The organism is Nitratireductor soli (assembly GCF_001050155.1).
GTDB lineage: Bacteria > Pseudomonadota > Alphaproteobacteria > Rhizobiales > Rhizobiaceae > Nitratireductor > Nitratireductor soli.
This window is the reverse complement of sequence record NZ_LFVY01000011.1, coordinates 58438-84156: the sequence shown is the minus strand read 5'-3', so window position 1 is coordinate 84156 and position 25719 is coordinate 58438. Positions and strand designations below refer to the sequence as shown.

Below are 25719 nucleotides of genomic sequence, written 5' to 3'. Positions count from 1 at the left end.
GCATTGCCTTATTCCGCGTAGGCCATGCAGTCGATCTCGATCTTCCCGTTTGCGATAAGCTTTGATGCCTCGAATGTCGTGCGTGCTGGTCGCCGCCTCTCGGGGAAATAGCCCGCATACACCCGGTTCATCTCCGCGAAATCATCAAGATTGGCGAGAATCACCGTGCAGCGCACGACCTGGTCAAGGGAGGAGCCGTTGGCCTCCAAAACAGTGCGATAGGTATCGAGAATGTTAGCCGTCTGCTCGGCGGTGGTTTCGGGAAATATGCCGTTCTCATCGTCGCCAAGAACTCCGGAGAGATACAGCATGTTGCCAGCGCGAACGGCCTCGGAAAAGGGCAGGGCGCTTTCCCCGCTGATATACTCCAGTTGGGGGCGAGTGCCGCTGGACATGGCCTGCTGCTGGTCAGGTAGGTATTGCGCGAGAATGGTCTCGAGTTGGCCATTTGCGCTCAGTCTGGCCAAGCCCTCGTTCAGAATATCCTTCAGTTGGTCTTCGTTCTGGCGGATTCCCATGGCGATGCCACTGCCAAGTGCGGGATCGGAAACGACCTCACCCGTAAAGGCATAGGCTGCCCCTTCAGGTTTGTTTAGAAGGGCCTCGGCTATCTCCACCGTGTCTTGCAGAGTGGCGTCAATCTCGCCTCCACGGAGTGCCTGGATCAGTTCGCTATTGAGACCGAAGCCGATAATTTCCACCCCTGCGCTGCCCCAGCGATCGCGTGCAAAGTTTTCGCGGGACGTGCCGTTCAAGACGCCGATACGCTTGCCAGCGAGGGCGTTTGCCGTCGGTTCCAACACCACGCCTTTCGGCGCAACGAGGCGGCTGGAGAGTGCATACATGGCATCCGTGAAGTCAATCTGCTCGCGTCGGCGTTCGGTCGGTGTCATGGGCATGATGACGTCAAATTTACCGTTCTTCAGTGCATCGATATTCGTCGCATAGGGTTGATCAATCCATACGCAGCTAATCTCCATCACGGAGCAGATGGCATTGCCGATCTCGATATTGAGGCCGACAAGGTCGCCATCGGAGTCTCGGCTCTCGAAGGGCGGCACGTCCGCCTCGACGCCGAACCGAACCTTATCGATCGTTCCCGCCGAAGCTGCGCTAATTGAAGCGATCGCTAGTGCTTGTGTAAAGGAGTGATAGATTAGCTTCATCATAAAATTCTCCGTATAAAACTGATAATTTCTTGTGCAGCCCCGGCGATGCGCACTTAGCGGCCGGAATTGGCCAAGTTGGACAACAACGCCTCGTGAAATTGCGCGGGGTCCTGCATCTGTGGGGAATGGGCCAGTTCGGGGAATAGGATCAGCCGCGCGTTCGGAATGCTCTTTTCTGCGCGCCGCGCAAGCTCAGGATAATTGCCCAGGCGCGCCGCGACCTCAGGCGCCGCGCGTGCCGCGCCAAGTGCGGTGCGGTCACGTTCTCCGATCAGCAGCAGTGTCGGCGCAGAAATGCGGTCGAATTCGTAGAGCACTGGTTGCCCGAGCAGCATCTCAGATGTTTGCGCCTGTATACGGGCCACATCCGGGCCTCCGGGGCCGGCATAAAGCCCGGCGAGCATGGTAACCCAGCGGTCGTACTCCTCCTGCCAGCCGTCCGGGTAGAAGAACCGCTGCTGATAGGCCTTGATCGTTTCCGCGTTGACGCGAAGCTCGTCTCTGTAGAGTTCGTCGATTGTGGCGTAGGGCACACCTTCGGCTTGCCAGTCTTCGAGCCCGATGGGGTTCACCAGCACCAATTGCTCAACCATCTCGGGATACTGGATGGCGAAGCGTGCTGCCAGCATCCCGCCCATCGAGTGCCCACCAACGATCACCCTGTCGAGGCCTAGCGATTCAATCAGGCTTTTTGTGTTTGCCGCAAGCTGGGAGAGGCTGAACTGATAGCCTTCTGGCTTTGTCGAGCCACAGAATCCCAGTTGATCAGGTGCAATCACGCGATAGCCTGCCTGTGACAAAACCTTGATGGTGCTTTCCCACGTCGCACTGCAGAAGTTCTTGCCGTGCAGCAGCACCACCGTCTTTCCAGTGGCGTCTCCATCCGGGGCGATGTCGATATAGGTCATCTTGTGTTGCTGCCCCTGCGATTCGAAGGGAAAGTTCATTCTTTTAAAAGGATACTCAAAGCCCTCCAGTCGCGGTCCATATTCGGTCGTTCCGGCCATGACGGGCACGCAGAAGAGAAGCACAGCGAGCGCGCCTACGATGCGTACATGAATCATTGTATCTCCAAACAATATATGAATAAACAATCGTATACTGGTGAGGAAATATGGCTGAATTGGGGTGTATAGATCAACTAAACTTGTAGGATAAATCATAGAATGATAGGTAGGAACTATCCTGTTTATAGGAGAATACCACCGGCTCCATCTGCCCTGATGGGTGAAAACGTGATTTCAACAACTTGGCCGGAGCGAAGTGGCCGACAGTGCGTAGAGCGCGCCCACGACGAGCCCCACGCGACCTTTGCCAGTGCCGACGGCGTCATGGCCGGCACCGCCCTGCATCGCTCGCTGGTCTTCTGACCGGGATGACGCTCAAGGCGTCGCCTGGAAACGAACCTGGCCATCGTTGAGGAAGCACGCCTTGTCGAACAGCGCCAGATCGAGCGGGTTCGGCAGGCGCACATCCCGCATGTCGGGACACGGCTTCCGCTCAGGATCGTAGGATCGGTCGATCTGCGCGATGAAGACGATGATCAGTCCGCGCTCTTTCGCGAATGATTTCAGCGCACGCACCTGGATCGCCAGTTCCGGGCTTTCGCGCCTCTGGTCGAGCAGTTGCAGATAGTCGATGACCACCAGCGTGCCGCGCTGCGCTGCCGCCAAACGCTCGATGATGTAGCCGGCGTCGATGGCGTCGGAACAGTCGGATTCGAAAAGCCCGGCGAACTGCGCCCGATCCACGCCGAGGGCGCGGAAGCGGTCGACAATGTCCCTTCGCGTGTATTCCAACGTATAGAACATGCCCCGGTGCCCGGCCTTCATGGCCTCCATCGCGAGTTCCAGGCTCATCAGCGTCTTGCCGTGGCCGGGCCGCGCGCCCAGCAGCACCAGATCGCCGGGCGACAAATGCGCAAAGAGTTTCGCGGCCGGTGCCGTCGCGGCCAATTTGCTGGCCAGCAGGCTCCAGCGTCCAAAGCCCTCGTCCAGGGCGATGCGGTCAAGCGCTTCGTGCAGCGGTATTTTCCGTTCACGGGCAAGGCGTTTGGCCTTGCGCTTCAGATGATAGACCGGCGCGGACAACTTCATCACAAACCTCCTATTGCGAGCCGTTTGCGCAGTCCCTCCTTCTGCTTGGCGCTCGAACAGTCGGTTCGATGGTTGGATGGCCCCGCATGAACAATGCTTTCCCGCATGGAGGGGGGAGGCGTGGGCCGCGCCGGAATCGGATGATAGCGCAATCGCCGCCGGTCGAAAACGCCCACCGGTGTTTCGTGGCCGCTACAGCGGGTGCCGGATCGTCCCCAGCGCCAGCCGCCGCTTGCGACCCGCATGCAATTGCCAGAGCGAATGGGCCACCAGCGTGACGATGAGGATCGTCCCGCCGATCAGCGTCTCCCGGCTCGGCACGTCGGAAAAGATCAGCCACACCCAGATGGGCGCCAGCACGGTTTCCAGCAGGTAGAACATGGCCACTTCCGGCCCTGAAATGTATTTTGGTCCGTTGGCCAGGCAGAAGAACGAGATCGGCATGATCACCGCGCCGTTGAAGATGATCCACCACGGCGCCTCGATACGGTAGCCGGTGCGGGCGGTCATGACGGCTGCCAGAATGCAGGGCAGGGCGACGGCGACGAGTGCTGCAAACCCCATGTCACGCCCGCTGCCGCGCGTGATGGTGATGGCGGTTGCCAGGAGGAACGCGGAGGTCAGGGCCATCATGTCGCCGAAGAAATGTCCGGCGCCGATGCCGCCCCGGACGATGATCAGCACGCCGATCAACATGACGCCCATGGCCGCCAGCGTCACCGGCCTGGGCCGCTCCTTGAGGAAAACCCAAGACAGGAGGGCGGCGAACATCGAGTTGAAGGCGAGGATGAAGACCAGATTGGCCGTCGATGTGTTGTAGACGGCGGTCATGAAGGACAGGGCCGACAGCGCGTAGAGCGCGCCCACGACGAGCCCCACACGGCCGGGGATCAGCGGTGGAACGTTTTTCGAGAAGGCGCGCCAGACGAGCCAGACGGTGAGCGCCACCAGCACCGTCATGCCGCTGCGCACCATCAGGATCGGCCAGGGATCGCCGTCGGCCAGCCGGATCAGCGGGATGTCGACCGTCAGCGCCATGCCGCCGAACGCGGTCAGCGCCAGGCCCTTGGCATGCGTGGAGGCGGCAGGGTCTGACACGGCTGGCGAACCTTTCGGGGAGAAGCTTGCGATTGGGCGGGGAGTACGAGGGCGTTATTCGACGCGATCCCAACCCTGCGGGCCGAGATGTTCCTGCGGCCTGAACCGCACCTTATAGGCCATTTTGCGCGACCCGTTGACCCAGTAACCGAGATACACATGCGGCAGGCCGGCGGCAATGGCGCGCTGTATGTGGTCGAGGATCATGAACGTTCCGAGCGAGCGATCGGTCAGTGCCGGGTCGAAGAAGGAATAGACCATCGACAGCCCGTCGCTCATCGTGTCGGTCAGCGCCACCGCCATCAGAGGGCCTTCGCCCTTGCCGGTGATGAAACTGTCGGCCCCGCGCCGGCGGTACTCGATCACCTGCGTGCCCACATGCGTGTCCTCGACCATCATGGCGTAGTCGAGCACGGTCATGTCCGACATGCCGCCCTTCTTGTGGCGCGCGTCGAGATAGGCGCGGAAGAGGGAATACTGCTCGGTCGAGGGTTCGGCGCCATGCGTCGCGCCGATCAGGTCGGCGTTCAGCCTCAGGATGCGCTTCATGTTTTTGGTCGGCGCGAATTCCTGTGCCAGGATGCGCACGGACACACAGGCGCGGCAGGTTTCACAAGCTGGCCGATAGGCGATGTTCTGCGAGCGGCGGAAGCCGCCCTGGGTCAGCAGATCGTTCATCTCCGGTGCCTTCTCCCCCACCAGATGGGTGAACACCTTACGCTCGAACTGGCCTTCCAGGTAAGGACAGGGTGAGGGCGCGGTCAGGAAGAACTGCGGCGATTGGACGGGTTGCTGAGTCATTTTCGTCGGGCGGGTCTCCTGTGTCACAACCCATAATACCATGGCCCGACAAACGAAAACGTCAACCAAATTATCACCACCAGCGGCATGCCCGCCTTCAGGAAGTCGCGGAACGAATAATGGCCGGGGCCCATCACCATCAAGTTGGTCTGGTAGCCGATCGGCGTGGCGAAGGAGCAATTGGCGGCAAAGATGGTGGCGGCGACGAAAGCCTCCGCCGGCGCGCCGATGGCCGTCGCAATGCCGAGTCCGATCGGTGTGAACAGAACGGCCGTCGCATTGTTGGAGAGAAGATTGGTCAAGACGGCGACGACGGCGAAATAGCCCGACAGGATGATCGCCGGGCTCTGGTCCGCAAGGAGCGCCACCGCGCCGTCGGCGATCAGGTTTGCGCCGCCGGTGCGCTCCAGCGCCGTTGCCGCGGCGATGGCGGAGCCGACCAGCAGGAAGATCTGCCGGTCGAAGGCGCGTCCGGCCTGCGCCAGCGTCAGGCAGCCCGTGGCGATCATGGCGAAGGCGCCGGCGACGGCGGTGGCGACGATGGGGGCCAGATCGAATGCGGCCGTCAGCACGATGCCGGCGAAGATGGTGAAGGCGATCCACGCCTTGCGCCGCTGCGGCACCGGCTCGGCCGACCATTCGAGCACCAGGAGGTCGTGGCTCTCGCGCAAATCCTCGAAGGCCCGGTCGGTGCCGCCGACCAGGATCGTGTCGCCGGGCTCCAGGCGGATTTCGGCCACCGGCGTGCGGCCCATGCGGCTCTTGCGCTGCACACCCAGCATGTGCACGCCGTGCTCGGTCTCGATGCCGGCATTGCGGATCGTCCGCCCCGCATGGCGCGAGCCGGGCGGGATGACGGCTTCGGCGATGTGATAGTCCGGGCCAACGGCGGCCGCCGTGGTGTCGGGCCCGCTGATCTGCCCGACCGCGCCCTGCGACATGGCCTGGGTGAAGGCGCGCCGCGTTGCCGTCACCATCAGCCGGTCGCCCTGCGACAGGACCACATTCTCGAACGGCGGATGGAAATTCATGCCGCGCCGGACGATCAGTCGCGGCGTCAGGTCGCCCAGCCCCTGGAACAGCCCGGCCTTGGATGCCCTGCCGATGAAGGGATGGCCGGGGCCGATGCGAATTTCGCCGATGAACTGCGTGCCCGACTGCACCTGGCGAAATGTCTTCTCATTGCTCGAATCGCGCAGGATGCGCGGCATGATGAGAAGGACGTAGACGGCACCGACAACCGCCAGGACGACGCCCATCGCGGTGATATCGAAAAAGCCGATGCCGATGCCGGCCTTGGCTGCGACGCCGGCCACCAGCAGGTTGGTCGATGAGCCGATCAGCGTCGTCATTCCGCCGAGGATGGTCATGAAGGAGAGGGGCATCAGCGCCTTGGAGACGGCGAAATTGCGCTGCGCGGCAAAGACGATCAGCACCGGAATGAAGATCACCACCACCGGCGTGTTGTTGAGAATGGCGCTGAGGGTTGCCGCCGTTATCAGCGTGATGAGGATGGTGCGCGTGCTCGACCCGCCGGCCGATTTGGCCAGGATGCGCGCGGGTTTGTCCAGCGCGTCGGTGGCGAACAATCCCTGGCCGACGATCAGCAGCGCCAGGACGGTGGCCAGCGCCGGGTTGGCGAAGCCCGACAGCAGTTCCTCGGCCGGCAGGCTGGCAGGGCCGCTGTGATACGGAAACAGCGCGAACAGGGCGAGGAACGCCACCAGGCTGCCCATCGCCACCAGTTCGAGCGTGAAGCGCTCGCTGACATAAGCGGTCACGGTAAGGGCAATGATCGCGTAGGTCGCCCAGAGATGGAAATCGGCCATTCAGTTCCCGCCGCTAAAACTGCCTGGTGTCCTGTCCCAACCAAACCAACGGGTTTGATTGGGACAAGCAGGCCACTAAATTATTGAATCTAGGGCAACTTTTCTTCAACTGCGATGAATGCGTAGCCTTCATTGCAGCTGAAGCGTTGCCCTAGGGCAGGCCTCGTCGCGTGCCCGCTCACAAACGCAAGAGCATAAGCACGCGCATGCGCGCCGCAAGCACGGAATTGCCCGCATCGGCAGGATCTACGCAATCTGCACACGATCATATCCTTGCTTGGGAAACGGTATTCCGATGGCTTTGCCGCGCGCCAACGACCGGTCAGCACCCTGCCGCTTCAGCCGGTTCTGGACACAACCGTGTCGAGCAGCCGGTCGTGCACCGTCTGCTTGCGGGCCAGAAACAGCGGCGCAAGCAGGATCAGCGGCGTGAAGATGGTGTTGAGCGCGACGAACAGGAGCGCGTGCGCGATCGCGTAGGTCGGCGCGATCAGCCTGCCGTCGAGACGCCGCAGGTTGAGCGACATCAGCTGCATTCCGAACGTCGCCTGCATTTCGCCTCCCAGCGTACAGGCCACATAGGTCAATGCCGCGGCCAGTGTGAGCGCTCCGGCGGCATAATAGGCGAGCCCGTAATAGACGTCCGCCTGGGTGGCGGACGGGGGCTCGAGGCCGGCATTGCTGGGGAGGCTCGCCGCCGCCGCCAGATCCTCGGCCAATATGGTCAGCAGCACGATCAGGATCAGCGCGAGGAGTGCATAAAGCGCGTAGTCGATGGCAAAGGCAAAGACGCGCCGCGTGCGCACCCATTCCATTGACGGCTGGATTTCGACGGGGGCTGCCGCCGCGCGCTTGCTCCGTCCGGCCGCCTTGCTTTGCCCCAAGGTCTTGCTTTTGGGTTTCGTCATGGGTTCACTCGCTTGTCGTCGGCGATGCCCACCCGGGGCGAGTGATAACAGTGACGTTACCGTATGTATACCGTATATTGATGGTGTGGTTAAACCATAAACATTGACATGATTTGCCTGTTTGGCGTCAGGAGGTGCGAACGACCACCGTGCCGAGCAGCAGGTCATGCACCGTGCGCTTGTGGTCGAGGAACAGGGTGGCCAGCAGGATCAGCGGCGTGAGGATGGCGTTGCCGGCCCAGAACAGCACCGTGTGCACCACGGCAAGCAGCGGATCGACCGCGCCGCCATCCATGCGCGCCAGCCGGATGTCCATCAACTGCATGCCCCAGGTTGCCTGCCTGCCACCGCCAAGCGTCATGGAGACATAAAGCAGCGCCGTCAGGGGAGCGAGGAGGCCGAACAGGAGCCAACCCAGGCCGAGCGTCAGAACACCCAGAAGAGCGACAATGATGGCGATCGGAATCATCATCAGGCCGATCAGCAGGTAATCGATGAAAAACGCGACCACCCGACGGGTGCGCACGCCGCTGTAAAGCCTGCCGTCGCCAGGTGCATCGGTGATGAGTTCGCCATCCAGAATGCGGTCAGCCATGTACAAACCCCTTTCTCGGTTCGAGCAGAACTGAAATGGGAGGTTTAGGCTAAACTTCAAGCCGGAGCGTGAAATTTCACAGCCGTTCGGCGACTTCGGGGGCGAAATAGGTGAGAATTCCGTCGCAGCCGGCCCGCTTGAAGGCGAGCAGACTTTCCAGCATCGCCTTGTCGCCATCGATCCAGCCATTGGCGGCTGCCGCCTTGATCATCGAATACTCGCCCGACACCTGGTAGGCGAAGGTTGGCATGGCGAAAGTGTCCTTCAGGCGGCGCACGATGTCGAGATAGGGCATGCCCGGCTTGACGATCAGCATGTCGGCGCCTTCGGCCAGATCCTGCTCGGCCTCGCGCAGCGCCTCATCCGTATTGGCCGGGTCGATGTAATAGGTCTTCTTGTCGCCCTTGAGCAGCCCGCCCGTGCCGATCGCCTCGCGATAGGGGCCGTAGAAGGCCGAAGCGAACTTGGTCGCGTAGGACATGATCGCCACATGCTGGAAGCCGTGGCGGTCTAGCGCGTCGCGGATCGCCCCGATGCGGCCGTCCATCATGTCGGACGGCGCGATGATGTCGGCGCCGGCGATCGCCTGCCCGACGGCGGCGGCGGTGATCTGGGCGACCGTCTCGTCATTGACAATCTCGCCGTCGCGCAGGATGCCGTCATGCCCGTGGCTGGTAAACGGGTCGAGCGCCACGTCGGTGATGATGCCGATTTCGGGCACCGCAGCCTTGATGGCGCGGGTTGCGCGGTTGATCAGATTGTCCGCGTCGAGGCTGTGCGAGCCGGCCTCGTCGCGCTTCGCCCGATCGATGTTGGGGAAGGTGGCGATGGCGGGGATGCCGAGCCTGGCCATGCGCTCTGCCTGTTTCACCGCCAGGTCGACGCTGTAGCGCGCCACGCCCGGCATGGCGGCGACCGGCTCCTCGCGGTTCTCGCCCTCGATCAGGAAGAGCGGCCAGATCAGGTCGTCGACGGTGAGATGGCTCTCCTGCACCAGCCGGCGCGACCAATCGGCCTTGCGCATGCGTCGCATGCGGCGTCCGCCGGTGATCTCATCGACGCTTCTTCCGGCGTCCGCCGGCGCAAAAGGAGCGGCATGGGCGGTGCTGGCGGTGCGGCTGAACTTGTTCACGGCATTCGTCTCCAGATTACCGAATTCTCTATCACGCGACCCGTTCGCCACCAAGCCTGCCGAAAGTGTCCTGTGGTCGCAGCCGCTTATGCCATTGACGGGCTGGGGTTGCGCCAATAATCACCATGGGGTGGTTGCCTGTATGTGGGCTTCGGGGAGGGGTCGTGAACGTGGATCATGCCGACAGGAATTTTGGCGGCGCCGACGACATCCTCTTCGAACGGTCGGGTCGGGCCGGCATCGTCACCCTCAATCGTCCTGCCGCGCTGAACGCCGTCAATCATCGCATGATCAACGCGCTTGCCCGCGCGCTCGCGGCCTGGGAGGTCGATGATGCGGTCGGCCAGGTGGTCATCCGCGCCGAGGGACGGGCGTTTTCGGCCGGCGGCGACATTCTGGACATTTACGAGGCGGGGCGTGCCGGGCATCCGCCCGTCGATTTCTTTGCCGATGAATACCGGCTCAACGCGGCGATCGCCCGTTTTCCAAAACCCTATGTGGCCCTGATCGACGGCATGGTGATGGGCGGCGGCGTCGGCGTATCGTGCCACGGTTCGCACCGGGTAATGACCGAGAACGCGGTTTTCTCGATGCCCGAAGTCGGCATCGGCTTCTTTCCCGATGTCGGCGGAAGCCATCTCCTGTCGCGTCTGCCGGGTGCGTTCGGCATGTATCTGGCGCTGACCGGCAACCGGATGCGCCATGGCGACGCCCGTGCCGTGGGCCTGGCCACACACACGGCGCGGGCAGACGACCTGTCGGCGCTTATGCAAAGCCTGTGCGAGACCGACGATGTCGATGCCATGCTGACGGCCCACACACACGAGACCGCGCGGGAAACCGACGATGCCGTCATGCACGCCATCGCCCGGCATTTCTCGCTCGACACTCTGGATGGTGTGCTGGCTTCACTGGCCGCCGACGGCGAGGATTGGGCAAAGACGGTGAGTGATACGCTGGCGGCGCGCTCACCCACCAGTCTGGTGGTGGCATTCCGCCAGATCCGCGCCGGCGCCATGCTGTCGATGGACGAATGCATGCGCATGGAGTTCCGCATTCTCAACCGGATGTTGGTCGGTCATGATTTCTACGAGGGCATCCGCGCCGCCATCATAGACAAGAAGAGCACGCCGCACTGGCAGCCTGCCAGGCGTGAGGCGATCGAACAGGCCGATATCGACGCCTATTTCGCCCCTCCGGCCGGGGGGGATCTGGACTTGTGATGAAAGACACCTTGGCGGGCATGGCCGCCGCGCGGCCTTCACAGCTGGATGGCGCCTATCACTGGTTCAACCGTCTTGTGGCGCTGGTCTGCCTTGCCATGGGGATTGTCTACTGGGTGCGGCTTCTGGGGCTCTACCCCGGTCTTCTCTGGCGTTTCGACCTGATGCCCATCCATTGGCAGATCGCCAGCGTCGTCCTGGCCGTGCTGTATCCGTTCGCCGCGGTCGGCCTTTGGCTCCTGGCTTCATGGGGACCGGTGATATGGTTTCTGTGCGCCGGCAGCGAAGTCGTCATGTTCGGACCGCTGTCCGGCTTCTTCGGCGAGAAGAATGGGCTCCTTGCCTTTCACGTCCTGGTCGCCGCGATCTATGTCGCGTTTCGTGTGGCGATCCACTTGCGCAAGCGGCACGCCGCCGTCTAGGTCCTGCCCTTAGCTGTGGCGGCGTCGCGCAGTCCTGCCCCGTCGCCATCCCGCCTGCACCACGGGGCTTCCATCAAATGCGCCCGTGGCGATTTACCGGCTGTTAGCCGTGTTCTCAAGGTACCCCCTCGTAAGACGTTGTTAAGCCTGGCGTTTAAGTCGAATTTTAGAGGCATTCGATAGGGTTGGGCTAAGGTGAGACAAAAAAACAAGTCACCGGCGTCAAACGAGAGGCTACTGTAATGATTAACTCGCGACCCGCGGCGAAGAGTGCCGCTACGAATGACGAACGCAACGATGCGCTGCGTTCCCTTTATCTTGAATCGCTCCAGCTCGTCGAACGGCTTCACCGTCGTTTGCTTGATGTCATCAAGGATGAGTTCGAGCGCAACGGACGCAGCGACATCAATGCCATCCAGGCATTGCTGCTGTTCAACATCGGCAATTCGGAGCTGACCGCAGGCGAACTGCGCACGCGCGGCTACTATCTCGGCTCCAACGTGTCGTATAATTTGAAGAAACTGGTCGATCTCGGCTTCGTCAATCATCAGCGCTCGCGTGTCGACCGTCGGTCGGTGCGCATCAGCCTGACGCCGAAGGGCGCCGAGATCGCCAAGGTGGTGTCCGGCCTGTATTCGCGCCATATCGGCTCGATCGAGCAGGTCGGCGGCATCAGCGCCGACGAGTTCAGCCAGATGAACCGTGCCCTGCAGCGGCTCGACCGCTTCTGGAACGACACCATCGCATACCGCATGTAGTCTCACCTTGATCACCTGGCTGCGCGCCGGTGCGCAGTCCATATCGAAGGCCGGCGTGGCGGGACGCCGGCCTTCACGCATTCGTGAGCGGTCTTGCGATGACGCTCGGCCACGCTAAGGTCATAATCGAATGGAAATGGACACGGGTGAGATCGCGAGCGTGGCATCGGCTACGGCGCCGAAAACAAGGTTTGTGGATTCTTAACGGAGAGACGGCATTGTCTGTCGACGTGACCGCTCGTTCACATGATCGCCGGGAAGCCTCCGTGAGAGGCGCGCAAGCCAAGAGAGTTCGGATAAGCGTATGAAGACAAATCGCCGTATGTTCCTGACCGGTGCCAGCGCTGCCGCAGCGACGGCGCTGTCGGGCGCCGCCAGCGCGCAAAGCGTTATCGAAGACATTATCCGCTCGCCGCGTCGCGGCGCCTGGGGCGACCAGTTCGACGCGCGTGCCAGCCAGGGCGGAAAGGTTGCTTCGAACCTGCCGATCTTCAGTCCCGAAACGATCTCGTACGTTGAACGGGCCATTCTCGATTATTCGAACGTTGTCGCCCAGGGTGGCTGGCAGCGTGTCCCGGACACGAAGAAGCTGGAACTGGGTGTCGCCGATGCCGATGTCGAGGCGCTGCGCCGCCGGCTGATGGTGTCGGGCGATCTGTCGCAGGGTGCCGGCCTGTCGCCGGCGTTCGATTCCTATGTCGACGCGGCGCTGAAGCGTTTCCAGGCGCGCCATGGCCTGCCTGCCGATGGTGTCACCGGGCGCTATACATACTCGGCGCTGAACGTCCCGGCCGCCGTGCGGCTCGGCCAGCTGGAAACCAATCTGGTCCGCCTGCGCTCCATGTCCGGCGGCCTGGGCGACCGCTACGTGATGGTCAACATCCCCGCCGCCGAGATCGAGGCCGTTGAGCGCGGGCGCGTGTCGCTTCGTCACACGGCGATTGTCGGCAAGGTCGACCGCCAGACACCGATCCTCGATTCGAAGATCAACGAGATCATCATCAATCCATACTGGAACGCTCCCGCGTCGATCGTCCGCAAGGACATCATTCCGCTGATGCGCAAGAATCCGAGCTACCTGACCGACAACAACATCCGCCTGATCGCGCCTGACGGCAGCGAGGTCGATCCGCTGAATGTCGATTGGTCGACGGACGACGCGGAAAAATACCGGTTCCGTCAGGATCCGGGCAAGATCAACGCCATGGCGTCGATCAAGATCAATTTTCCCAATCAGCACGCCGTCTACATGCACGACACGCCGCAGCAGGGCCTGTTCCGCGACCTCGACCGGTTCTATTCGTCGGGCTGCGTGCGCGTGCAGAACGTGCGCGACCTGGTCACCTGGATCCTCAAGAACACGGATAGCTGGGATCGCCGGCGCATCGAGCAGACGATCCAGACGGATCAGGATGTAAGGATCGCCGTGTCCGATCCGGTGCCGGTTCATTTCACCTACGTCTCAGCCTGGTCGACGGGCGGTGGCGTGGTGCATTTCCGCGACGATATCTATGGCCGCGATGGGGCCAGCGAGTTGCAGATCTCGACGGCGCTCTGACCCGCCAAATGATCGAGGCCTGTCGCAGCCGTCCGGCAACGGGCGGCTGCTTTCTTTGGCGGAACAAATTTTCTCGCCTGGGCGTGGTGGCACGCATGGAAAAATGCTAGAGGCCCCACTTCGCCATTTGATCCACCGCGCAAGGGGGTAATACCGCCATGGCAATAGCGACCGCCGCCGTCTCGGGCGACGCCGATCCGTTCTTCAACCGGCCGCTGGAAGACAGCGATCCGGACATTTTTGCGGCGATCCGCCAGGAACTTGGCCGCCAGCGCCATGAGATCGAGCTGATCGCCTCGGAAAACATCGTCTCGCGCGCCGTTCTGGAAGCGCAGGGCACGGTGCTGACCAACAAATATGCGGAAGGCTATCCCGGCAAGCGGTACTATGGCGGTTGCCAGTATGTGGACATCGTCGAGGAACTGGCGATCGAACGGGCGAAAAAACTGTTCGATTGCGCCTTCGCCAACGTGCAGCCCAATTCCGGCAGCCAGATGAACCAGGCGGTGTTCCTGGCGCTGCTGCAGCCGGGCGACACCTTCATGGGGCTTGACCTGAATTCGGGCGGTCATCTGACGCATGGATCGCCGGTCAACATGTCCGGCAAATGGTTCAATCCCGTCTCCTACGGCGTGCGCAAAGACGACCATCTCCTCGACATGGACGAGGTCGAGCGCCTGGCCAAGGAGCACAAGCCGAAGCTGATTCTCGCCGGCGGCACGGCCTATTCGCGCGTCTGGGACTGGAAGCGCTTTCGCGAGATCGCCGACGAGATCGGCGCCTGGCTGATGGTCGACATGGCGCACATCGCCGGTCTGGTGGCCGCCGGCCAGCATCCATCGCCCCTGCCGCATGCCCATGTGGTGACGACGACGACGCACAAATCGCTGCGCGGCCCGCGCGGCGGCATGATCCTGACCAATGACGAGGCGCTGGCCAAGAAATTCAACTCGGCCGTCTTCCCCGGTCTGCAGGGTGGGCCGCTGATGCACGTCATCGCCGCCAAGGCCGTGGCGCTCGGCGAGGCGTTGCAGCCGGACTTCAAGGCCTATGCGCGTGACGTGGTGACCAATGCCCGCGCCCTCGCCGAAAGCCTTAAGGAGACCGGCCTCGACATCGTTTCGGGCGGCACCGACAACCATCTGATGCTGGTCGATCTCAGGCCGAAGAACGCCACCGGCAAGCGCGCCGAGGCAGCCCTCGGCCGCGCCAACATCACGTGCAACAAGAACGGCATCCCGTTCGATCCCGAAAAGCCCTTCGTCACCTCCGGCATCCGCCTCGGCACGCCGGCCGGTACGACACGCGGCTTCGGCGCGGCCGAATTCCGCGAGATCGGCCAGTTGATCGCCGAGGTTCTGGACGGTCTGAAGGTCGCCAACTCCGACGAAGGCAATGCGACCGTCGAAGCGGCGGTGAAGAACAAGGTTGTGGCCTTGACGGAGCGCTTCCCGCTTTACCCCTATCTGGGGTAAGCCTGTCGCGGGGCGGATTCGCTCCGCACCGCGATGTTTGAAAGGCCAAGATGCGCTGTCCCTATTGCCAGTCCGAAGACACGCAGGTGAAGGATTCCCGCCCCGCCGAAGACGGGGTGGCGATCCGCCGCCGGCGCGCCTGCCCCGATTGCGGCGGGCGCTTCACCACCTTCGAGCGCATCCAGCTGCGCGATCTCGTTGTGGTCAAGAAGACCGGCCGCAAGGTGCCCTTCGACCGCGACAAGCTGATGCGCTCCTTCGACATTGCGCTCAGAAAGCGCAATGTCGAACCGGGCCGCATCGAGCGCGCCGTGAGCGGCATTGTCCGCCAGCTTGAAAATTCCGGCGAAACGGAAATCGCCTCCGACGACATCGGCCTCCTGGTGATGGAGGCGCTGAAGGCGCTCGATGACGTTGCCTATGTCCGCTTCGCCTCGGTCTATCGCAATTTCCGCGAGGCCAAGGATTTCCAGGACGTGCTCGGCGAGTTGAAGGGCAAAGAGGAATAGCATGGTTGCCGCGGGCGGATTAGCCAATGAGGCCGACCGGCGCTTCATGGACGCCGCCATCCGCTTGTCGCGGCGCCATTTGGGGCTGACCGACACCAATCCCTCCGTCGCGACGCTGATTGTCCGCCACGACGATGCCGGTTCGCGCATCGTCGGGCGCGGCGTCACCGCGATTGGCGGGCGTCCGCATGCGGAAGCCGAGGCGCTGGCCGAGGCGGGCGAGGCGGCGCGCGGCGCCACCGCCTATGTGACGCTCGAGCCCTGCGCCCATCATGGCCGCACGCCGCCCTGCGCCAATGCGTTGGTCTCCGCCGGCATTGCGCGTGTGGTAGGGGCCGCTGCCGACCCCGACCCGCGCGTCAGCGGCAAGGGCTACGCGATCCTGCGGGATGCCGGTGTCGAAGTGGTCGAGGGCGTGCTCGCCGACCGTGCCGCCGACCTGATGCGCGGCTATCTCACGCGATCTGAGAAGAAACGCCCCGAAGTGACTCTCAAGCTTGCCGTTTCCGCCGATGGAATGATCGGCAGGACGGGCGCGGCGCCGGGGCAGGGGCAGATCGCCATCACCGGCGAGACGGCACGTCGCCAGGTGCATCTCATGCGTGCCGAGAGCGACGCGATACTGGTCGGCATCGGCACGGCGCTGGCCGACGATCCGTCGCTGACCTGCCGCCTGCCGGGGCTCGATCGGCGTTCGCCGACCCGCATCGTGCTCGACCGCGACATGCGCCTGCCTGCGTCCTCGGCACTGGTGCGATCGGCGCGCGATGTCCCCGTTCTTGTGACCATCGCCGGCGACTGCCCTTCGCAGCGGCGCGCCGAACTGGCCGGGGCCGGAGTGAGTTTTCTTGCCGTCGACGTCCATGAGGGCCACATTGCCTTGCCGGAGCTTCTCGACGATCTTGCCGCGCGCGGCATCGCCACGCTGATGGTCGAGGGCGGCGCCTACACCGCCCGGGCGTTTCTCGGCGAGGGCCTTGTCGACCGGCTGGCGCTGTTTTCTGGGCCAGTGGAAATCGGCGCCGGCGGCATTGCCACGCCAATCGATCCCGCCCATACCCTGCCGGGCTTCAGCCTCTTGCGCGAAGCGCGCTTTGGCGCGGATCTGTACCGCGAATACGTAAGGAACGCCTGATGTTCACCGGCATTGTCTCCGACGTCGGAACCGTGCATGCGCTGACGCCGCGCGAAGCGGGCGTGTTGTTGCGCATAGAGACGAATTACGCCCCCGAAACCATCGCCATCGGCGCGTCGATTGCTTGCGCCGGCGTCTGCCTGACGGTCGTCGCGCTGCCTGAGGACGGGGCCAACGCGCGCTGGTTCGAGGTCGAGGCCTGGGAAGAGGCGCTGCGGCTGACCACCATCGCCGACTGGCAGCCCGGGCAGCGCATCAATCTGGAGCGCGCATTGAAGGTCGGCGACGAACTGGGCGGCCACATCGTCTCCGGCCATGTGGACGGCATGGCGCGCATCGTCGAGCGGAAGGACGAGGGCGAGGCGGTGCGCTTCGTGCTCGATGCGCCGGCGGAACTGGCGAAATTCATCGCGCCGAAGGGCTCCGTGACGCTGGACGGCACCTCGCTGACGGTGAACCGCGTCGACGGCAACCGTTTCGACGTTCTCCTCATCCATCATTCACTGGCCGTCACCACCTGGGGCGAGCGCGCCGTGGGCGATGCGGTCAATATCGAAATCGACACCATGGCGCGCTACGCTGCGCGTCTTGCGGATGCCGCCAAAGAGGCTTAAGGCAGCGCTTCTCTTTTGTGATGATTTCCGTGCGGAGTATGTTCATGGCCGATGCGCGCCCCTTGAGGCTGTTGATCGTCGAAGCCCGTTTTCATGATCATTTGGCGGCCGGCCTGCTGAAGGTCCCCGCGGCAATCGCCTTTGCGGCCGCCGGCAAGGGCGGCCCCGACGATGATCGCGCTGAAACAGCGCTTTGGAGCCTGACGTGACCGCACCGAGCGAGGAAGGCCCGCGAACGGCCAACAAGCGTGGCGCTGCCCGGCTGGCCGCCGTCCAGGCCCTGTACCAGATGGATGTGGCCGGCACGGGCCTTCTGGAGACCACCGCCGAGTACGAGGCTTTCCGCCTCGGCAAGGAGATCGATGGCGAACTCTACCGCGACGCCGATGCGCAATGGTTCCGCGCCATTCTGGCCGGCGTGGTCGAGGACCAGAAGGTCATCGATCCGGTGATCCGCCAGTCGCTGACCGACGATTGGCCGCTGTCGCGGCTGGACTCGACGCTGCGCGCCATCCTGCGCGCCGGCACTTACGAGCTGACGCGTCGCAAGGACGTGCCGGTCGCCGTCATCGTTTCGGAATATGTCGACATCGCCAAGGCCTTCTACACGGAGGACGAGCCGAAGCTCGTCAACGCCGTGCTCGACCGGGTCGCCCGGCGCAGCCGTGACGAGGGCAGGGGAAAGGATAAGAAATGACCGAAGCGCGCGGTGATCTTTACCAGGAGGCAAAACGCACCGCGCTGGTCCTAGCGGCCGCCCAGGCCGTCGTCGGCTCTGCCGCTCCCATCGCCATTTCCATGGGCGGGCTGGCCGGCTTCTACCTGCTGGGCGCCGACAAGTCGCTGGCCACGGCGCCGGTCACAGGCTTCAATGTCGGCATCGCGCTGGGCGCCCTGCCGGCGGCAGCCCTGATGCGCGTCGTCGGGCGCCGCAACGGGTTCATGGCCGGCGGGCTGGTTACGGCGGTCGGCGGTTTCGTTGCTGTGCTGGCGCTGTTCCAGATGAATTTCTGGCTGTTCGCCGCCGGCTTGATGCTGGTCGGAGGCGGCAATTCCTTTCTGCAGCAATACCGTTTTGCCGCCGCCGACAATGCGCCTGCCGATTTCAAGCCGCGCGCCATCTCCTGGGTCCTGGGCGGCGGCGTCTTCGCCGCCATCATCGGCCCGCAGGCGGTGATCCACACACGCGACCTCTTCGCGCCGGTCATGTTCGCCGGTGCTTTCGCCTCGATCATCGTTCTCGGCCTGTTAGGAAGCGTCGTGCTTTCCTTTCTGCGCCTGCCGAAGGAAGTGCCTTCGGTCCAACTCGACGATCCCCGGCCCGCGCGACCCTTGATGGCCATCATCGCCCAGCCACGCTTCCTGGTGGCGCTTCTGTGCGGCATCGCCTCCTACGCTTTGATGAGCTTCGTCATGACCGGCGCGCCGCTGGCCATGGTCGGCTGCGGCTTTTCCCCCGACGAGGCGACGCTCGGCATTTCCTGGCATGTCCTGGCCATGTTCGCGCCAAGCTTCTTCACCGGTCGCCTGATTGCCCGCTTCGGCCGCGAGACCATCGTCGCCACGGGGCTCCTTCTCCTGATCGGCTGCGCCATCGTTGCCCTGTCGGGCATTGCGCTCTGGCAATTCTGGACAGCGCTGATCCTGCTCGGCGTCGGCTGGAACTTCGGCTTCATCGGCGCCACGTCCATGGTGGCCGATTGCTACCATCCTTCGGAAAAGAACGCGGTGCAGGGAACGCACGATTTTCTGCTGTTCTCGACGACGGCCTTCGCCTCGCTGATGTCCGGCCAGGTCTACAACGCCTATGGCTGGAGCATGCTGGCCTGGGTCGTCGTGCCCGTCGCGCTGACCTGCCTTGCCGCACTCGGCCTTTTGACCTTGACGGGCCGCGCCCGCCGAACCGCGTGAAGCGGCGAAAGCCGGGCAAATCCCCGAACAAGTCCTTGACGTTGCGTTATGGCTTCGCCCAAGCTGCGACCATAAGGCCGGGAGGGGCGCGAATGCCGACGGCCTTTTTCATGATGACCCGGGAGGGGTTTCAGTCGCGGGTCGAAATCAAGGGATAGATCGGCAATGACAATGCTTTACTTCGTCATCGCCTGCGGTGTGCTTTCCATTCTCTATGCCATCTGGGCAACCCAGTCGGTGCTCGCCGCCGACCAGGGCAATGCACGCATGCAGGAAATCGCCAGCGCCATCCGCGAGGGTGCGCAGGCCTATTTGACAAGACAGTATACGACCGTCGCCGTCGTCGGGGTGGTGGTCTTCCTTCTCGCCTGGTGGCTTTTGACCGGCGTGGCGGCCATCGGCTTCCTGATCGGCGCCGTTCTTTCGGCCGCCGCCGGCTTCATCGGCATGCATGTCTCCGTCCGCGCCAATGTGCGCACCGCGCAGGCCGCATCCAACAGCCTGGCCGCCGGCCTCGACATCGCCTTCAAGTCAGGCGCCATCACCGGCCTTCTGGTGGCCGGCCTGGCGCTGCTTGGCGTGTCGGTCTATTTCTGGGTTCTGACGGCTCTGCTCGGCCACGGACCGACCGACCGCACCGTGATCGACGCCCTGGTGGCGCTCGGCTTCGGTGCTTCTCTGATCTCCATCTTTGCCCGTCTTGGCGGCGGCATCTTCACCAAGGGCGCCGATGTCGGCGGCGATCTGGTCGGCAAGGTGGAAGCCGGCATTCCCGAGGATGACCCGCGCAACCCGGCCACCATCGCCGACAATGTCGGCGACAATGTCGGCGACTGCGCAGGCATGGCCGCCGACCTGTTCGAGACCTACGTGGTGACGGTGGTGGCGACCATGGTGCTCGCCTCGATCTTCTTCACCGGGGCGACGGCGGTGACGCTGATGCTGTTCCCGCTGGTCATCGGTGCGGCCTGTGTCATCACCTCGATCATCGGCACGTTCTTCGTCAAGCTCGGCTCCAACAACTCGATCATGGGCGCGCTCTACAAGGGCTTCTGGGCAACCGCCGGCCTGTCGGTCGTGGCGCTTGCAGCCATTGTCTGGGGATGGCTGGGCGGCGCGACGGAGTTTTCCGCCAGCAACGGCACGGTCTTCACTGGAGCGGGCCTGTTCTGGTGCGGCATTGTCGGCCTGGCCGTCACGGGGCTGATCATCTGGATCACCGAGTATTATACGGGCGTCGGCTATCGCCCGGTGCGCTCGATCAGTCAGGCATCGGTCACCGGTCACGGCACCAACGTCATCCAGGGACTGGCGGTTTCGCTGGAGGCGACGGCGCTTCCGGCGCTCGTCATCATCGCCGGCATCATCGTGTCGTTCAATCTGGCGGGCCTGTTCGGCATCGCCATCGCCGTGACGACGATGCTGGCGCTGGCCGGCATGGTGGTGGCGCTCGACGCGTTCGGCCCGGTGACGGACAATGCCGGTGGCATCGCCGAGATGGCCGACCTGCCGCCGGAAGTGCGCAAGACGACCGACGCGCTCGACGCGGTCGGCAACACCACGAAGGCGGTCACCAAGGGCTATGCCATCGGCTCGGCCGGTCTTGGCGCGCTGGTCCTGTTTGCCGCCTATACCGAGGATCTGAAGTTCTTCGCCGCCAATGCGGCGCCGGGGTCCTTCTTCGAAGGCGTTACGGTCGATTTCGCGCTGACCAACCCCTATGTGGTCGTCGGCCTCCTGTTCGGCGGTCTGCTGCCCTTCCTGTTCGGCGGCCTGTCGATGACGGCGGTCGGCCGCGCCGCCGGCTCCATCGTCCAGGAGGTGCGCCGGCAGTTCCGAGAAAAGCCGGGCATCATGGCTGGCACGGAGAAGCCGGATTATGGCCGCGCCGTCGATATCCTGACCAAGGCGGCGATCAAGGAAATGATTGTCCCCTCTCTGCTGCCGGTGCTTTCGCCATTGGTCATGTTCGGCGTGATCAATGCGATCGCCGGCAAGAGCCAGGCCTTCTCGGCGCTCGGCGCGATGCTGCTTGGCGTCATCGTCACAGGTCTGTTCGTGGCGATCTCCATGACCGCCGGCGGCGGCGCCTGGGACAATGCGAAAAAGTCGTTCGAGGATGGCTTCGTCGATGCCGACGGCGTCAAGCACGAGAAGGGTTCGGAAGCGCACAAGGCATCCGTCACCGGCGACACGGTCGGCGATCCCTACAAGGACACTGCCGGTCCGGCCGTCAACCCGATGATCAAGATCACCAACATCATGGCCCTGCTGCTTCTGGCGGTTCTGGCCCACTGACCCTGGTGTGTTTTGCAGTCAGGTGGAATCACCTGACGTCCGCATAATGCGGAAAAACAATGAGATGGACAGGTTCGGCGTTTCCATGAAACGCTGAACCGGTCTATCTGCTTGATCATGCCACAAAAAAGCCCGCGAGCGTCGAGCTCGCGGGCTTTCCGTTGCCTGAGATAAGGGGGCGGCTACTGGCCGCCGCCGAAGATGCCCGAGGGCGGACCGCCCTTCGCGGCGCCGGCCAGAATCTGGCCGATGAACGTCTGCTCCTTGCCGCCGGTCGGCGTTGCGCGCGCGATGAAGTCGAACACCTTGCCGTCGGAAAGCCCGTAATTGGCGATCTTGGTGACGCGCTCGTCGGCGCCGAAATAGACCGCCAGGACCCGCTGGTCGACCAGGCGCGGCCGCATGAAGGCGGCGTTGCGCACCCGCTTCTGCGAAATGTAGTAGAACGCCTCATTGTCGAAAGTGGCGGTCGTCGATGGCGTGCCCAGCGCCAAAAGCACCTGCTCGCGGCTCGATCCCTCCGGGACCAGCTCGATGGCCTGCTCGTCGATGACGTAGCCCTGCGTCAAGGTTTCGCGGGCATCGAGCGTGTTGGCCACGTTGCAGCCCGAAACCGCTGCCGCCGCTCCGATGATGCCGACGGCTAAAACCTTGCGTCCGACAGGATTGCTGTTGATTTTTTTCACCTGCAACGACATCTCCATAACGTCCCCGGCGCCAGGCCCTTCTGTTGAAAGTCCTTGTTCCCGCCGGCAAAACGGGTAAACCAGCTGACGCGCCGATGCAACCTGATCCTGTTCCAAACCAGCCCCGAGGGAGGGCGTTTCCCATGTTCCAGAGGCTGTTCGGCTTTGGGCAGCGTTCGCGCCGCGCGGTCATCGACGCCTTGTATGAACGAATCGTGGCGGCGTCGCGGCAGCCCATCTTCTATTCCGACATGCAGGTTCCCGATACGCCGCTCGGTCGTTTCGAGATGATCGCCCTGCACATGATCCTGTTCCTGCGCCGCGTTCGCGCGGAAAAAGGCTCCGCACGCGATGTCGCCCAGGAGCTGACCGATTTGTTTTTCCGCGATGTCGAGCATGCGATTCGTGAACTCGGTATCGGCGATCTGGGCGTGCCGAAGCGCATCAAGAAGCTGGCGCGCATGTTTTACGGGCGCGCCGCGGCCTATGGCGATGCGCTCGATGCCGGGGACGTCGCCGCCCTCGAAGCGGCGCTTGCGCGCAATGTGAATCCGGAGGCGGAGGGTTGGGCCGGCGCGCGGCCGCTTGCGGCTTACGCAACGATCGCCGCCGCCGGGCTTGCGGGCCAGGAGCTTGAGCATCTGCTGGCCGGCGATATATCCTTCCCCGATGCTGAAGCGGGAGGGTCCATGTGATGTCCAACAGGCAAGAAACCAGCCCGGTCTCGTTCCGGGTCAACGTTCTCCGTCTGCCGCGCAAGGGAATGCCGGTCGACATCGAGGCCGACGCGGTCGCGCGTACGGCGCTGGCTGAAGCGCACGCTCTTCTGTCGGTCGAGCGGTTTCGTGCTGAACTCATGGTAAGACCCTGGAAAAGCGATGGCGTAAGGGTGATCGGCAGGGTTCGCGCCGACATCACGCAAGCCTGCGTGGTGACGCTCGAGCCGCTCACCGCGCGCATCGACGCGGAGATGGCCGCGACGCTGGTCCCGGAGACCTCACGGCTGGCGCGCAACGAGCTGGAGGGCGGCGAGTTCATCCTCGATGCGGAGGGGCCGGATCTGCCCGATACCTTTGCCGGCGACACGATCGACATCGGCGCCCTGGCCGAGGAATTTTTCGCCCTGGCTATCGATCCTTATCCGCGCAAGCCCGGTTCGGCAGTCGAAACGGAGCCGGCGCCGGAAGACCCGGCCGAACGGGCCGGCCCGCTTCACAAGGGCCCGCTCTACGAGGGGTTGCGCAAGCTTGGACAAAAATCCTGAATTGCCGCCCGGACTGGCGAATCGAGGTTGTACAGTCGGGTAAAACCGCTATTTTCGCCGCACATTTCCAGCCGACGCCGGCATCCGATCAACGATTGAGGCACACAACGCGTGGTACGCATTTCGATTGACGCTATGGGCGGGGATCATGGTCCCGAGGTCACGCTGCGTGGCCTGGCCAAGGTGATCGAGCGGCGGCCCGATGCCCGCTTCATGATCTACGGCCGCGAGGATGCGGTCCTGCCGGTCCTCAATCGCATCGAACCGTTGAGGGATGTCAGCGAGTTCACGCATTGCGACGTTGCCGTGCGCATGGACGACAAGCCCAGCCAGGCCCTGCGCCAGGGGCGTTGGAAATCCTCCATGTGGCGGGCCATAGAAGCGGTCAAGAACGGCGAGGCGGACGCCTGCATCTCGGCCGGCAACACCGGCGCGCTGATGGCCATGTCGAAATTCTGCCTGCGCACCATGGCCGACATCGAGCGGCCGGCCATCGCCGCCATCTGGCCGACCATTCGCGGCGAGAGCATCGTCCTCGATGTGGGGGCGACGATCGGCGCCGATGCGCAGCAACTGGTCGATTTCTCTATACTCGGCGCGGCCATGGCCAGCGCCCTGTTCGATCTCGAAAAGCCGACCGTCGGCCTTTTGAACATCGGGGTCGAGGAGATCAAGGGCCAGGAGGAAGTCAAGGAAGCCGGCCGTATGCTGCGTGAGGCGGCACTCGGTTCGATGCGCTATGAAGGGTTCGTCGAGGGCGACGATATCGGCAAGGGCAGCGTCGACGTGGTGGTGACGGAGGGCTTTGCCGGCAACATCGCGTTGAAATCCGCTGAGGGCACGGCGCGTCAGATTGCCACCTACCTGCGCGAGGCGATGAGCCGCACGCTGATGGCGCGCATCGGTTACGTTTTCGCCCGTGCGGCATTTCAGCGACTTGGCGAGAAGATGGATGTGCGCAAGATCAATGGCGGCGTCTTCCTCGGCCTGAACGGCATCGTCGTCAAGAGCCATGGCGGCGCCGACGCCGAAGGGTTCGCTGCCGCCGTCGAGCTGGGTTATGAGATGGTGCGCAGCCACCTTCTGGAAAAGACGCGCGTCACCCTCGACCTCTACCATGCCCGCCAGCCGCAATCGCCGGCCGGCATGGCCGCCATGAATGAATAGGACGTTATAATGATTAGATCCGTCGTGCGTGGCATCGGCTCCGCCTTGCCCCGCCGCATCATGAAGAACGCGGAATTCGAGAAACTCGTCGACACGTCCGACGAGTGGATCGTCCAGCGTACCGGCATCCGCCAGCGCCATATCGCCTCGGAAGACGAGACGACGGCTTCGCTCGGCGAAGCCGCCGCCCGCAAGGCACTTGACGATGCCGGGCTGACGCCTGACGACATCGATCTGATCATCCTGGCGACCTCGACGCCGAACAACACGTTTCCGGCTTCTGCCGTCGAGATCCAGGAACGGCTCGGCATGCGGCACGGCTACGCATTCGACATGCAGGCGGTCTGTTCGGGTTTCGTCTATGCGGTCACCACTGCCGATCTCTACATTCGTGGCGGACTTGCCAGGCGCATCCTGGTGATCGGCTCGGAGACCTTCTCGCGCATTCTCGACTGGAACGACCGCACGACCTGCGTCCTGTTCGGTGACGGCGCCGGCGCAGTGGTGGTCGAGGCGGCGGAAGGCGAGGGGAGCATTGCCGATCGCGGCATCCTGGCGGCCAGCTTACGCTCCGACGGCACCCAGCGCGACAAGCTCTATGTCGATGGCGGGCCGTCCACCACCTGCACGGTCGGTCATCTGCGCATGCAGGGCCGCGAAGTGTTCAAGCACGCCGTCGGCATGATCACCGACGTCGTCGAGGATGTTTTCGCCAAGGCCGGGGTGAGCGCCGACGACATCGACTGGTTCGTTCCGCACCAGGCCAACAAGCGCATCATCGACGCCTCGGCCAAGAAGCTAGGCATTGCCGACGAGAAGGTGATCGTCACCGTCGACCTGCACGGCAACACTTCGGCCGCTTCGGTGCCGCTGGCGCTGACGGCTGGTGTCGAGCGCGGTCAGATCAAGAAGGGCGATCTGGTGCTTCTCGAGGCGATGGGCGGCGGTTTTACCTGGGGCGCGGTTCTGCTGCGCTGGTAGGCGCAGCGAATCATCCGCATCCGTTCTTGACCGTTGGGAAGCAATTTATGTAACGTCAGCGCCGCGTATTGGAAGTATAAATTTTTTTCA

The 25719-nt window shown here is 63.4% G+C and carries 26 protein-coding genes; 16 read left to right on the top strand and 10 right to left on the bottom strand.

The features are described from left to right. Positions 1 to 8: 8 nt before the first annotated feature. The 9 genes from AB843_RS14925 to hemB form a co-directional block, all read right to left on the bottom strand. Positions 9 to 1169: a transporter substrate-binding domain-containing protein gene (locus AB843_RS14925; protein WP_048647667.1), complete on the bottom strand. Its 1161-nt coding sequence runs from the start codon at positions 1167 to 1169 to the stop codon at positions 9 to 11. Between the two features lie 53 nt (positions 1170 to 1222). Further along, on the bottom strand, positions 1223 to 2233 hold the full coding sequence (locus tag AB843_RS14920; RefSeq protein WP_048647666.1) for an alpha/beta fold hydrolase: 1011 nt from the start codon (positions 2231 to 2233) through the stop codon (positions 1223 to 1225). Positions 2234 to 2551: 318 nt separating this feature from the next. Then, a complete protein-coding gene (locus AB843_RS14915) occupies positions 2552 to 3265 on the bottom strand; it encodes a DNA helicase (RefSeq protein WP_048647665.1) in 714 nt (237 codons plus the stop codon). 192 nt (positions 3266 to 3457) lie between these two features. After that, entirely contained in the window at positions 3458 to 4303 is an 846-nt protein-coding gene (locus AB843_RS14910; RefSeq protein ID WP_048647792.1) for a DMT family transporter, read from the bottom strand. A 114-nt stretch (positions 4304 to 4417) separates the two neighbouring features. Continuing rightward, positions 4418 to 5164 (bottom strand): arginyltransferase, encoded by a 747-nt coding sequence (locus AB843_RS14905; RefSeq protein ID WP_048647664.1) that lies wholly within the window; start codon positions 5162 to 5164, stop codon positions 4418 to 4420. Positions 5165 to 5187: 23 nt separating this feature from the next. Then, a complete protein-coding gene (locus AB843_RS14900) occupies positions 5188 to 6993 on the bottom strand; it encodes an SLC13 family permease (RefSeq protein WP_048647663.1) in 1806 nt (601 codons plus the stop codon). Between the two features lie 338 nt (positions 6994 to 7331). Continuing rightward, positions 7332 to 7901: an RDD family protein gene (locus tag AB843_RS14895; protein ID WP_048647662.1), complete on the bottom strand. Its 570-nt coding sequence runs from the start codon at positions 7899 to 7901 to the stop codon at positions 7332 to 7334. 127 nt (positions 7902 to 8028) lie between these two features. Then, positions 8029 to 8496 carry an RDD family protein gene (locus AB843_RS14890; RefSeq protein ID WP_048647661.1) on the bottom strand — a complete coding sequence of 156 codons (468 nt, stop codon included), beginning with the start codon at positions 8494 to 8496 and terminating at the stop codon, positions 8029 to 8031. 76 nt (positions 8497 to 8572) lie between these two features. Then, a complete protein-coding gene (hemB, locus tag AB843_RS14885) occupies positions 8573 to 9628 on the bottom strand; it encodes a porphobilinogen synthase (RefSeq protein WP_048647660.1) in 1056 nt (351 codons plus the stop codon). Positions 9629 to 9792: 164 nt separating this feature from the next. On the opposite strand from hemB, the gene AB843_RS14880 reads away from it, so the two are divergent. The 12 genes from AB843_RS14880 to AB843_RS14830 all read left to right on the top strand — a co-directional run bounded on the left by AB843_RS14880 (position 9793) and on the right by AB843_RS14830 (position 21531). Further along, positions 9793 to 10851 (top strand): enoyl-CoA hydratase/isomerase family protein, encoded by a 1059-nt coding sequence (locus AB843_RS14880; protein ID WP_244467990.1) that lies wholly within the window; start codon positions 9793 to 9795, stop codon positions 10849 to 10851. Beyond that, positions 10851 to 11273: a DUF6163 family protein gene (locus tag AB843_RS14875; RefSeq protein WP_048647659.1), complete on the top strand. Its 423-nt coding sequence runs from the start codon at positions 10851 to 10853 to the stop codon at positions 11271 to 11273. The genes AB843_RS14880 and AB843_RS14875 overlap by 1 nt, the downstream gene beginning before the upstream one ends. Positions 11274 to 11515: 242 nt before the next feature. Next, on the top strand, positions 11516 to 12031 hold the full coding sequence (gene ldtR, locus AB843_RS14870) for a transcriptional regulator LdtR (RefSeq protein ID WP_048647658.1): 516 nt from the start codon (positions 11516 to 11518) through the stop codon (positions 12029 to 12031). Between the two features lie 304 nt (positions 12032 to 12335). After that, positions 12336 to 13589 (top strand): L,D-transpeptidase family protein, encoded by a 1254-nt coding sequence (locus AB843_RS14865; RefSeq protein WP_048647657.1) that lies wholly within the window; start codon positions 12336 to 12338, stop codon positions 13587 to 13589. Positions 13590 to 13747: 158 nt separating this feature from the next. Further along, entirely contained in the window at positions 13748 to 15064 is a 1317-nt protein-coding gene (glyA, locus tag AB843_RS14860) for a serine hydroxymethyltransferase (protein WP_048647656.1), read from the top strand. A 50-nt stretch (positions 15065 to 15114) separates the two neighbouring features. Next, entirely contained in the window at positions 15115 to 15573 is a 459-nt protein-coding gene (nrdR, locus tag AB843_RS14855) for a transcriptional regulator NrdR (protein ID WP_048647655.1), read from the top strand. Position 15574: 1 nt separating this feature from the next. Continuing rightward, positions 15575 to 16708, top strand: a complete 1134-nt coding sequence (gene ribD, locus AB843_RS14850; protein ID WP_048647654.1) for a bifunctional diaminohydroxyphosphoribosylaminopyrimidine deaminase/5-amino-6-(5-phosphoribosylamino)uracil reductase RibD — start codon at positions 15575 to 15577, stop codon at positions 16706 to 16708. Then, on the top strand, positions 16708 to 17322 hold the full coding sequence (locus AB843_RS14845) for a riboflavin synthase (RefSeq protein WP_048647653.1): 615 nt from the start codon (positions 16708 to 16710) through the stop codon (positions 17320 to 17322). Before ribD ends, AB843_RS14845 begins: the two co-directional genes overlap by 1 nt. A gap of 44 nt (positions 17323 to 17366) precedes the next feature. Next, entirely contained in the window at positions 17367 to 17531 is a 165-nt protein-coding gene (locus tag AB843_RS25610) for a hypothetical protein (protein ID WP_244467989.1), read from the top strand. Beyond that, positions 17528 to 18019, top strand: a complete 492-nt coding sequence (nusB, locus tag AB843_RS14840; RefSeq protein WP_048647652.1) for a transcription antitermination factor NusB — start codon at positions 17528 to 17530, stop codon at positions 18017 to 18019. The genes AB843_RS25610 and nusB overlap by 4 nt, the downstream gene beginning before the upstream one ends. Next, positions 18016 to 19233, top strand: a complete 1218-nt coding sequence (locus AB843_RS14835; protein WP_048647651.1) for an MFS transporter — start codon at positions 18016 to 18018, stop codon at positions 19231 to 19233. The genes nusB and AB843_RS14835 overlap by 4 nt, the downstream gene beginning before the upstream one ends. A gap of 165 nt (positions 19234 to 19398) precedes the next feature. Further along, positions 19399 to 21531: a sodium-translocating pyrophosphatase gene (locus AB843_RS14830; RefSeq protein ID WP_048647650.1), complete on the top strand. Its 2133-nt coding sequence runs from the start codon at positions 19399 to 19401 to the stop codon at positions 21529 to 21531. A gap of 182 nt (positions 21532 to 21713) precedes the next feature. On the opposite strand, the gene AB843_RS14825 is transcribed toward AB843_RS14830, so the two are convergent. Continuing rightward, positions 21714 to 22235 carry an outer membrane protein assembly factor BamE gene (locus AB843_RS14825; protein ID WP_048647649.1) on the bottom strand — a complete coding sequence of 174 codons (522 nt, stop codon included), beginning with the start codon at positions 22233 to 22235 and terminating at the stop codon, positions 21714 to 21716. 125 nt (positions 22236 to 22360) lie between these two features. On the opposite strand from AB843_RS14825, the gene AB843_RS14820 reads away from it, so the two are divergent. The 4 genes from AB843_RS14820 to AB843_RS14805 all read left to right on the top strand — a co-directional run bounded on the left by AB843_RS14820 (position 22361) and on the right by AB843_RS14805 (position 25629). Beyond that, entirely contained in the window at positions 22361 to 22912 is a 552-nt protein-coding gene (locus AB843_RS14820; protein ID WP_048647648.1) for a ubiquinol-cytochrome C chaperone family protein, read from the top strand. After that, positions 22912 to 23481 (top strand): YceD family protein, encoded by a 570-nt coding sequence (locus AB843_RS14815; protein ID WP_048647647.1) that lies wholly within the window; start codon positions 22912 to 22914, stop codon positions 23479 to 23481. The genes AB843_RS14820 and AB843_RS14815 overlap by 1 nt, the downstream gene beginning before the upstream one ends. Before the next feature lie 111 nt (positions 23482 to 23592). Further along, positions 23593 to 24648: a phosphate acyltransferase PlsX gene (gene plsX, locus AB843_RS14810; RefSeq protein WP_048647646.1), complete on the top strand. Its 1056-nt coding sequence runs from the start codon at positions 23593 to 23595 to the stop codon at positions 24646 to 24648. A 9-nt stretch (positions 24649 to 24657) separates the two neighbouring features. Next, positions 24658 to 25629 carry a beta-ketoacyl-ACP synthase III gene (locus tag AB843_RS14805; protein WP_048647645.1) on the top strand — a complete coding sequence of 324 codons (972 nt, stop codon included), beginning with the start codon at positions 24658 to 24660 and terminating at the stop codon, positions 25627 to 25629. Positions 25630 to 25719 lie beyond the last annotated feature (90 nt).

Excerpts from the sequence above, each read along its gene's own strand:
- AB843_RS14925 (WP_048647667.1), bottom strand. The coding sequence starts at position 1,169 with ATGATGAAGCTAATCTATCACTCCTTTACACAAGCACTAGCGATCGCT.
- AB843_RS14920 (WP_048647666.1), bottom strand. The coding sequence starts at position 2,233 with ATGATTCATGTACGCATCGTAGGCGCGCTCGCTGTGCTTCTCTTCTGC.
- AB843_RS14915 (WP_048647665.1), bottom strand. The coding sequence starts at position 3,265 with ATGAAGTTGTCCGCGCCGGTCTATCATCTGAAGCGCAAGGCCAAACGC.
- AB843_RS14910 (WP_048647792.1), bottom strand. The coding sequence starts at position 4,303 with ATGGCGCTGACGGTCGACATCCCGCTGATCCGGCTGGCCGACGGCGAT.
- AB843_RS14905 (WP_048647664.1), bottom strand. The coding sequence starts at position 5,164 with ATGACTCAGCAACCCGTCCAATCGCCGCAGTTCTTCCTGACCGCGCCC.
- AB843_RS14900 (WP_048647663.1), bottom strand. The coding sequence starts at position 6,993 with ATGGCCGATTTCCATCTCTGGGCGACCTACGCGATCATTGCCCTTACC.
- AB843_RS14895 (WP_048647662.1), bottom strand. The coding sequence starts at position 7,901 with ATGACGAAACCCAAAAGCAAGACCTTGGGGCAAAGCAAGGCGGCCGGA.
- AB843_RS14890 (WP_048647661.1), bottom strand. The coding sequence starts at position 8,496 with ATGGCTGACCGCATTCTGGATGGCGAACTCATCACCGATGCACCTGGC.
- AB843_RS14875 (WP_048647659.1), top strand. The coding sequence starts at position 10,851 with ATGAAAGACACCTTGGCGGGCATGGCCGCCGCGCGGCCTTCACAGCTG.
- ldtR (WP_048647658.1), top strand. The coding sequence starts at position 11,516 with ATGATTAACTCGCGACCCGCGGCGAAGAGTGCCGCTACGAATGACGAA.
- AB843_RS14865 (WP_048647657.1), top strand. The coding sequence starts at position 12,336 with ATGAAGACAAATCGCCGTATGTTCCTGACCGGTGCCAGCGCTGCCGCA.
- glyA (WP_048647656.1), top strand. The coding sequence starts at position 13,748 with ATGGCAATAGCGACCGCCGCCGTCTCGGGCGACGCCGATCCGTTCTTC.
- nrdR (WP_048647655.1), top strand. The coding sequence starts at position 15,115 with ATGCGCTGTCCCTATTGCCAGTCCGAAGACACGCAGGTGAAGGATTCC.
- ribD (WP_048647654.1), top strand. The coding sequence starts at position 15,575 with ATGGTTGCCGCGGGCGGATTAGCCAATGAGGCCGACCGGCGCTTCATG.
- AB843_RS14845 (WP_048647653.1), top strand. The coding sequence starts at position 16,708 with ATGTTCACCGGCATTGTCTCCGACGTCGGAACCGTGCATGCGCTGACG.
- AB843_RS25610 (WP_244467989.1), top strand. The coding sequence starts at position 17,367 with ATGGCCGATGCGCGCCCCTTGAGGCTGTTGATCGTCGAAGCCCGTTTT.
- AB843_RS14835 (WP_048647651.1), top strand. The coding sequence starts at position 18,016 with ATGACCGAAGCGCGCGGTGATCTTTACCAGGAGGCAAAACGCACCGCG.
- AB843_RS14830 (WP_048647650.1), top strand. The coding sequence starts at position 19,399 with ATGACAATGCTTTACTTCGTCATCGCCTGCGGTGTGCTTTCCATTCTC.
- AB843_RS14825 (WP_048647649.1), bottom strand. The coding sequence starts at position 22,235 with ATGGAGATGTCGTTGCAGGTGAAAAAAATCAACAGCAATCCTGTCGGA.
- AB843_RS14820 (WP_048647648.1), top strand. The coding sequence starts at position 22,361 with ATGTTCCAGAGGCTGTTCGGCTTTGGGCAGCGTTCGCGCCGCGCGGTC.
- AB843_RS14815 (WP_048647647.1), top strand. The coding sequence starts at position 22,912 with ATGTCCAACAGGCAAGAAACCAGCCCGGTCTCGTTCCGGGTCAACGTT.
- AB843_RS14805 (WP_048647645.1), top strand. The coding sequence starts at position 24,658 with ATGATTAGATCCGTCGTGCGTGGCATCGGCTCCGCCTTGCCCCGCCGC.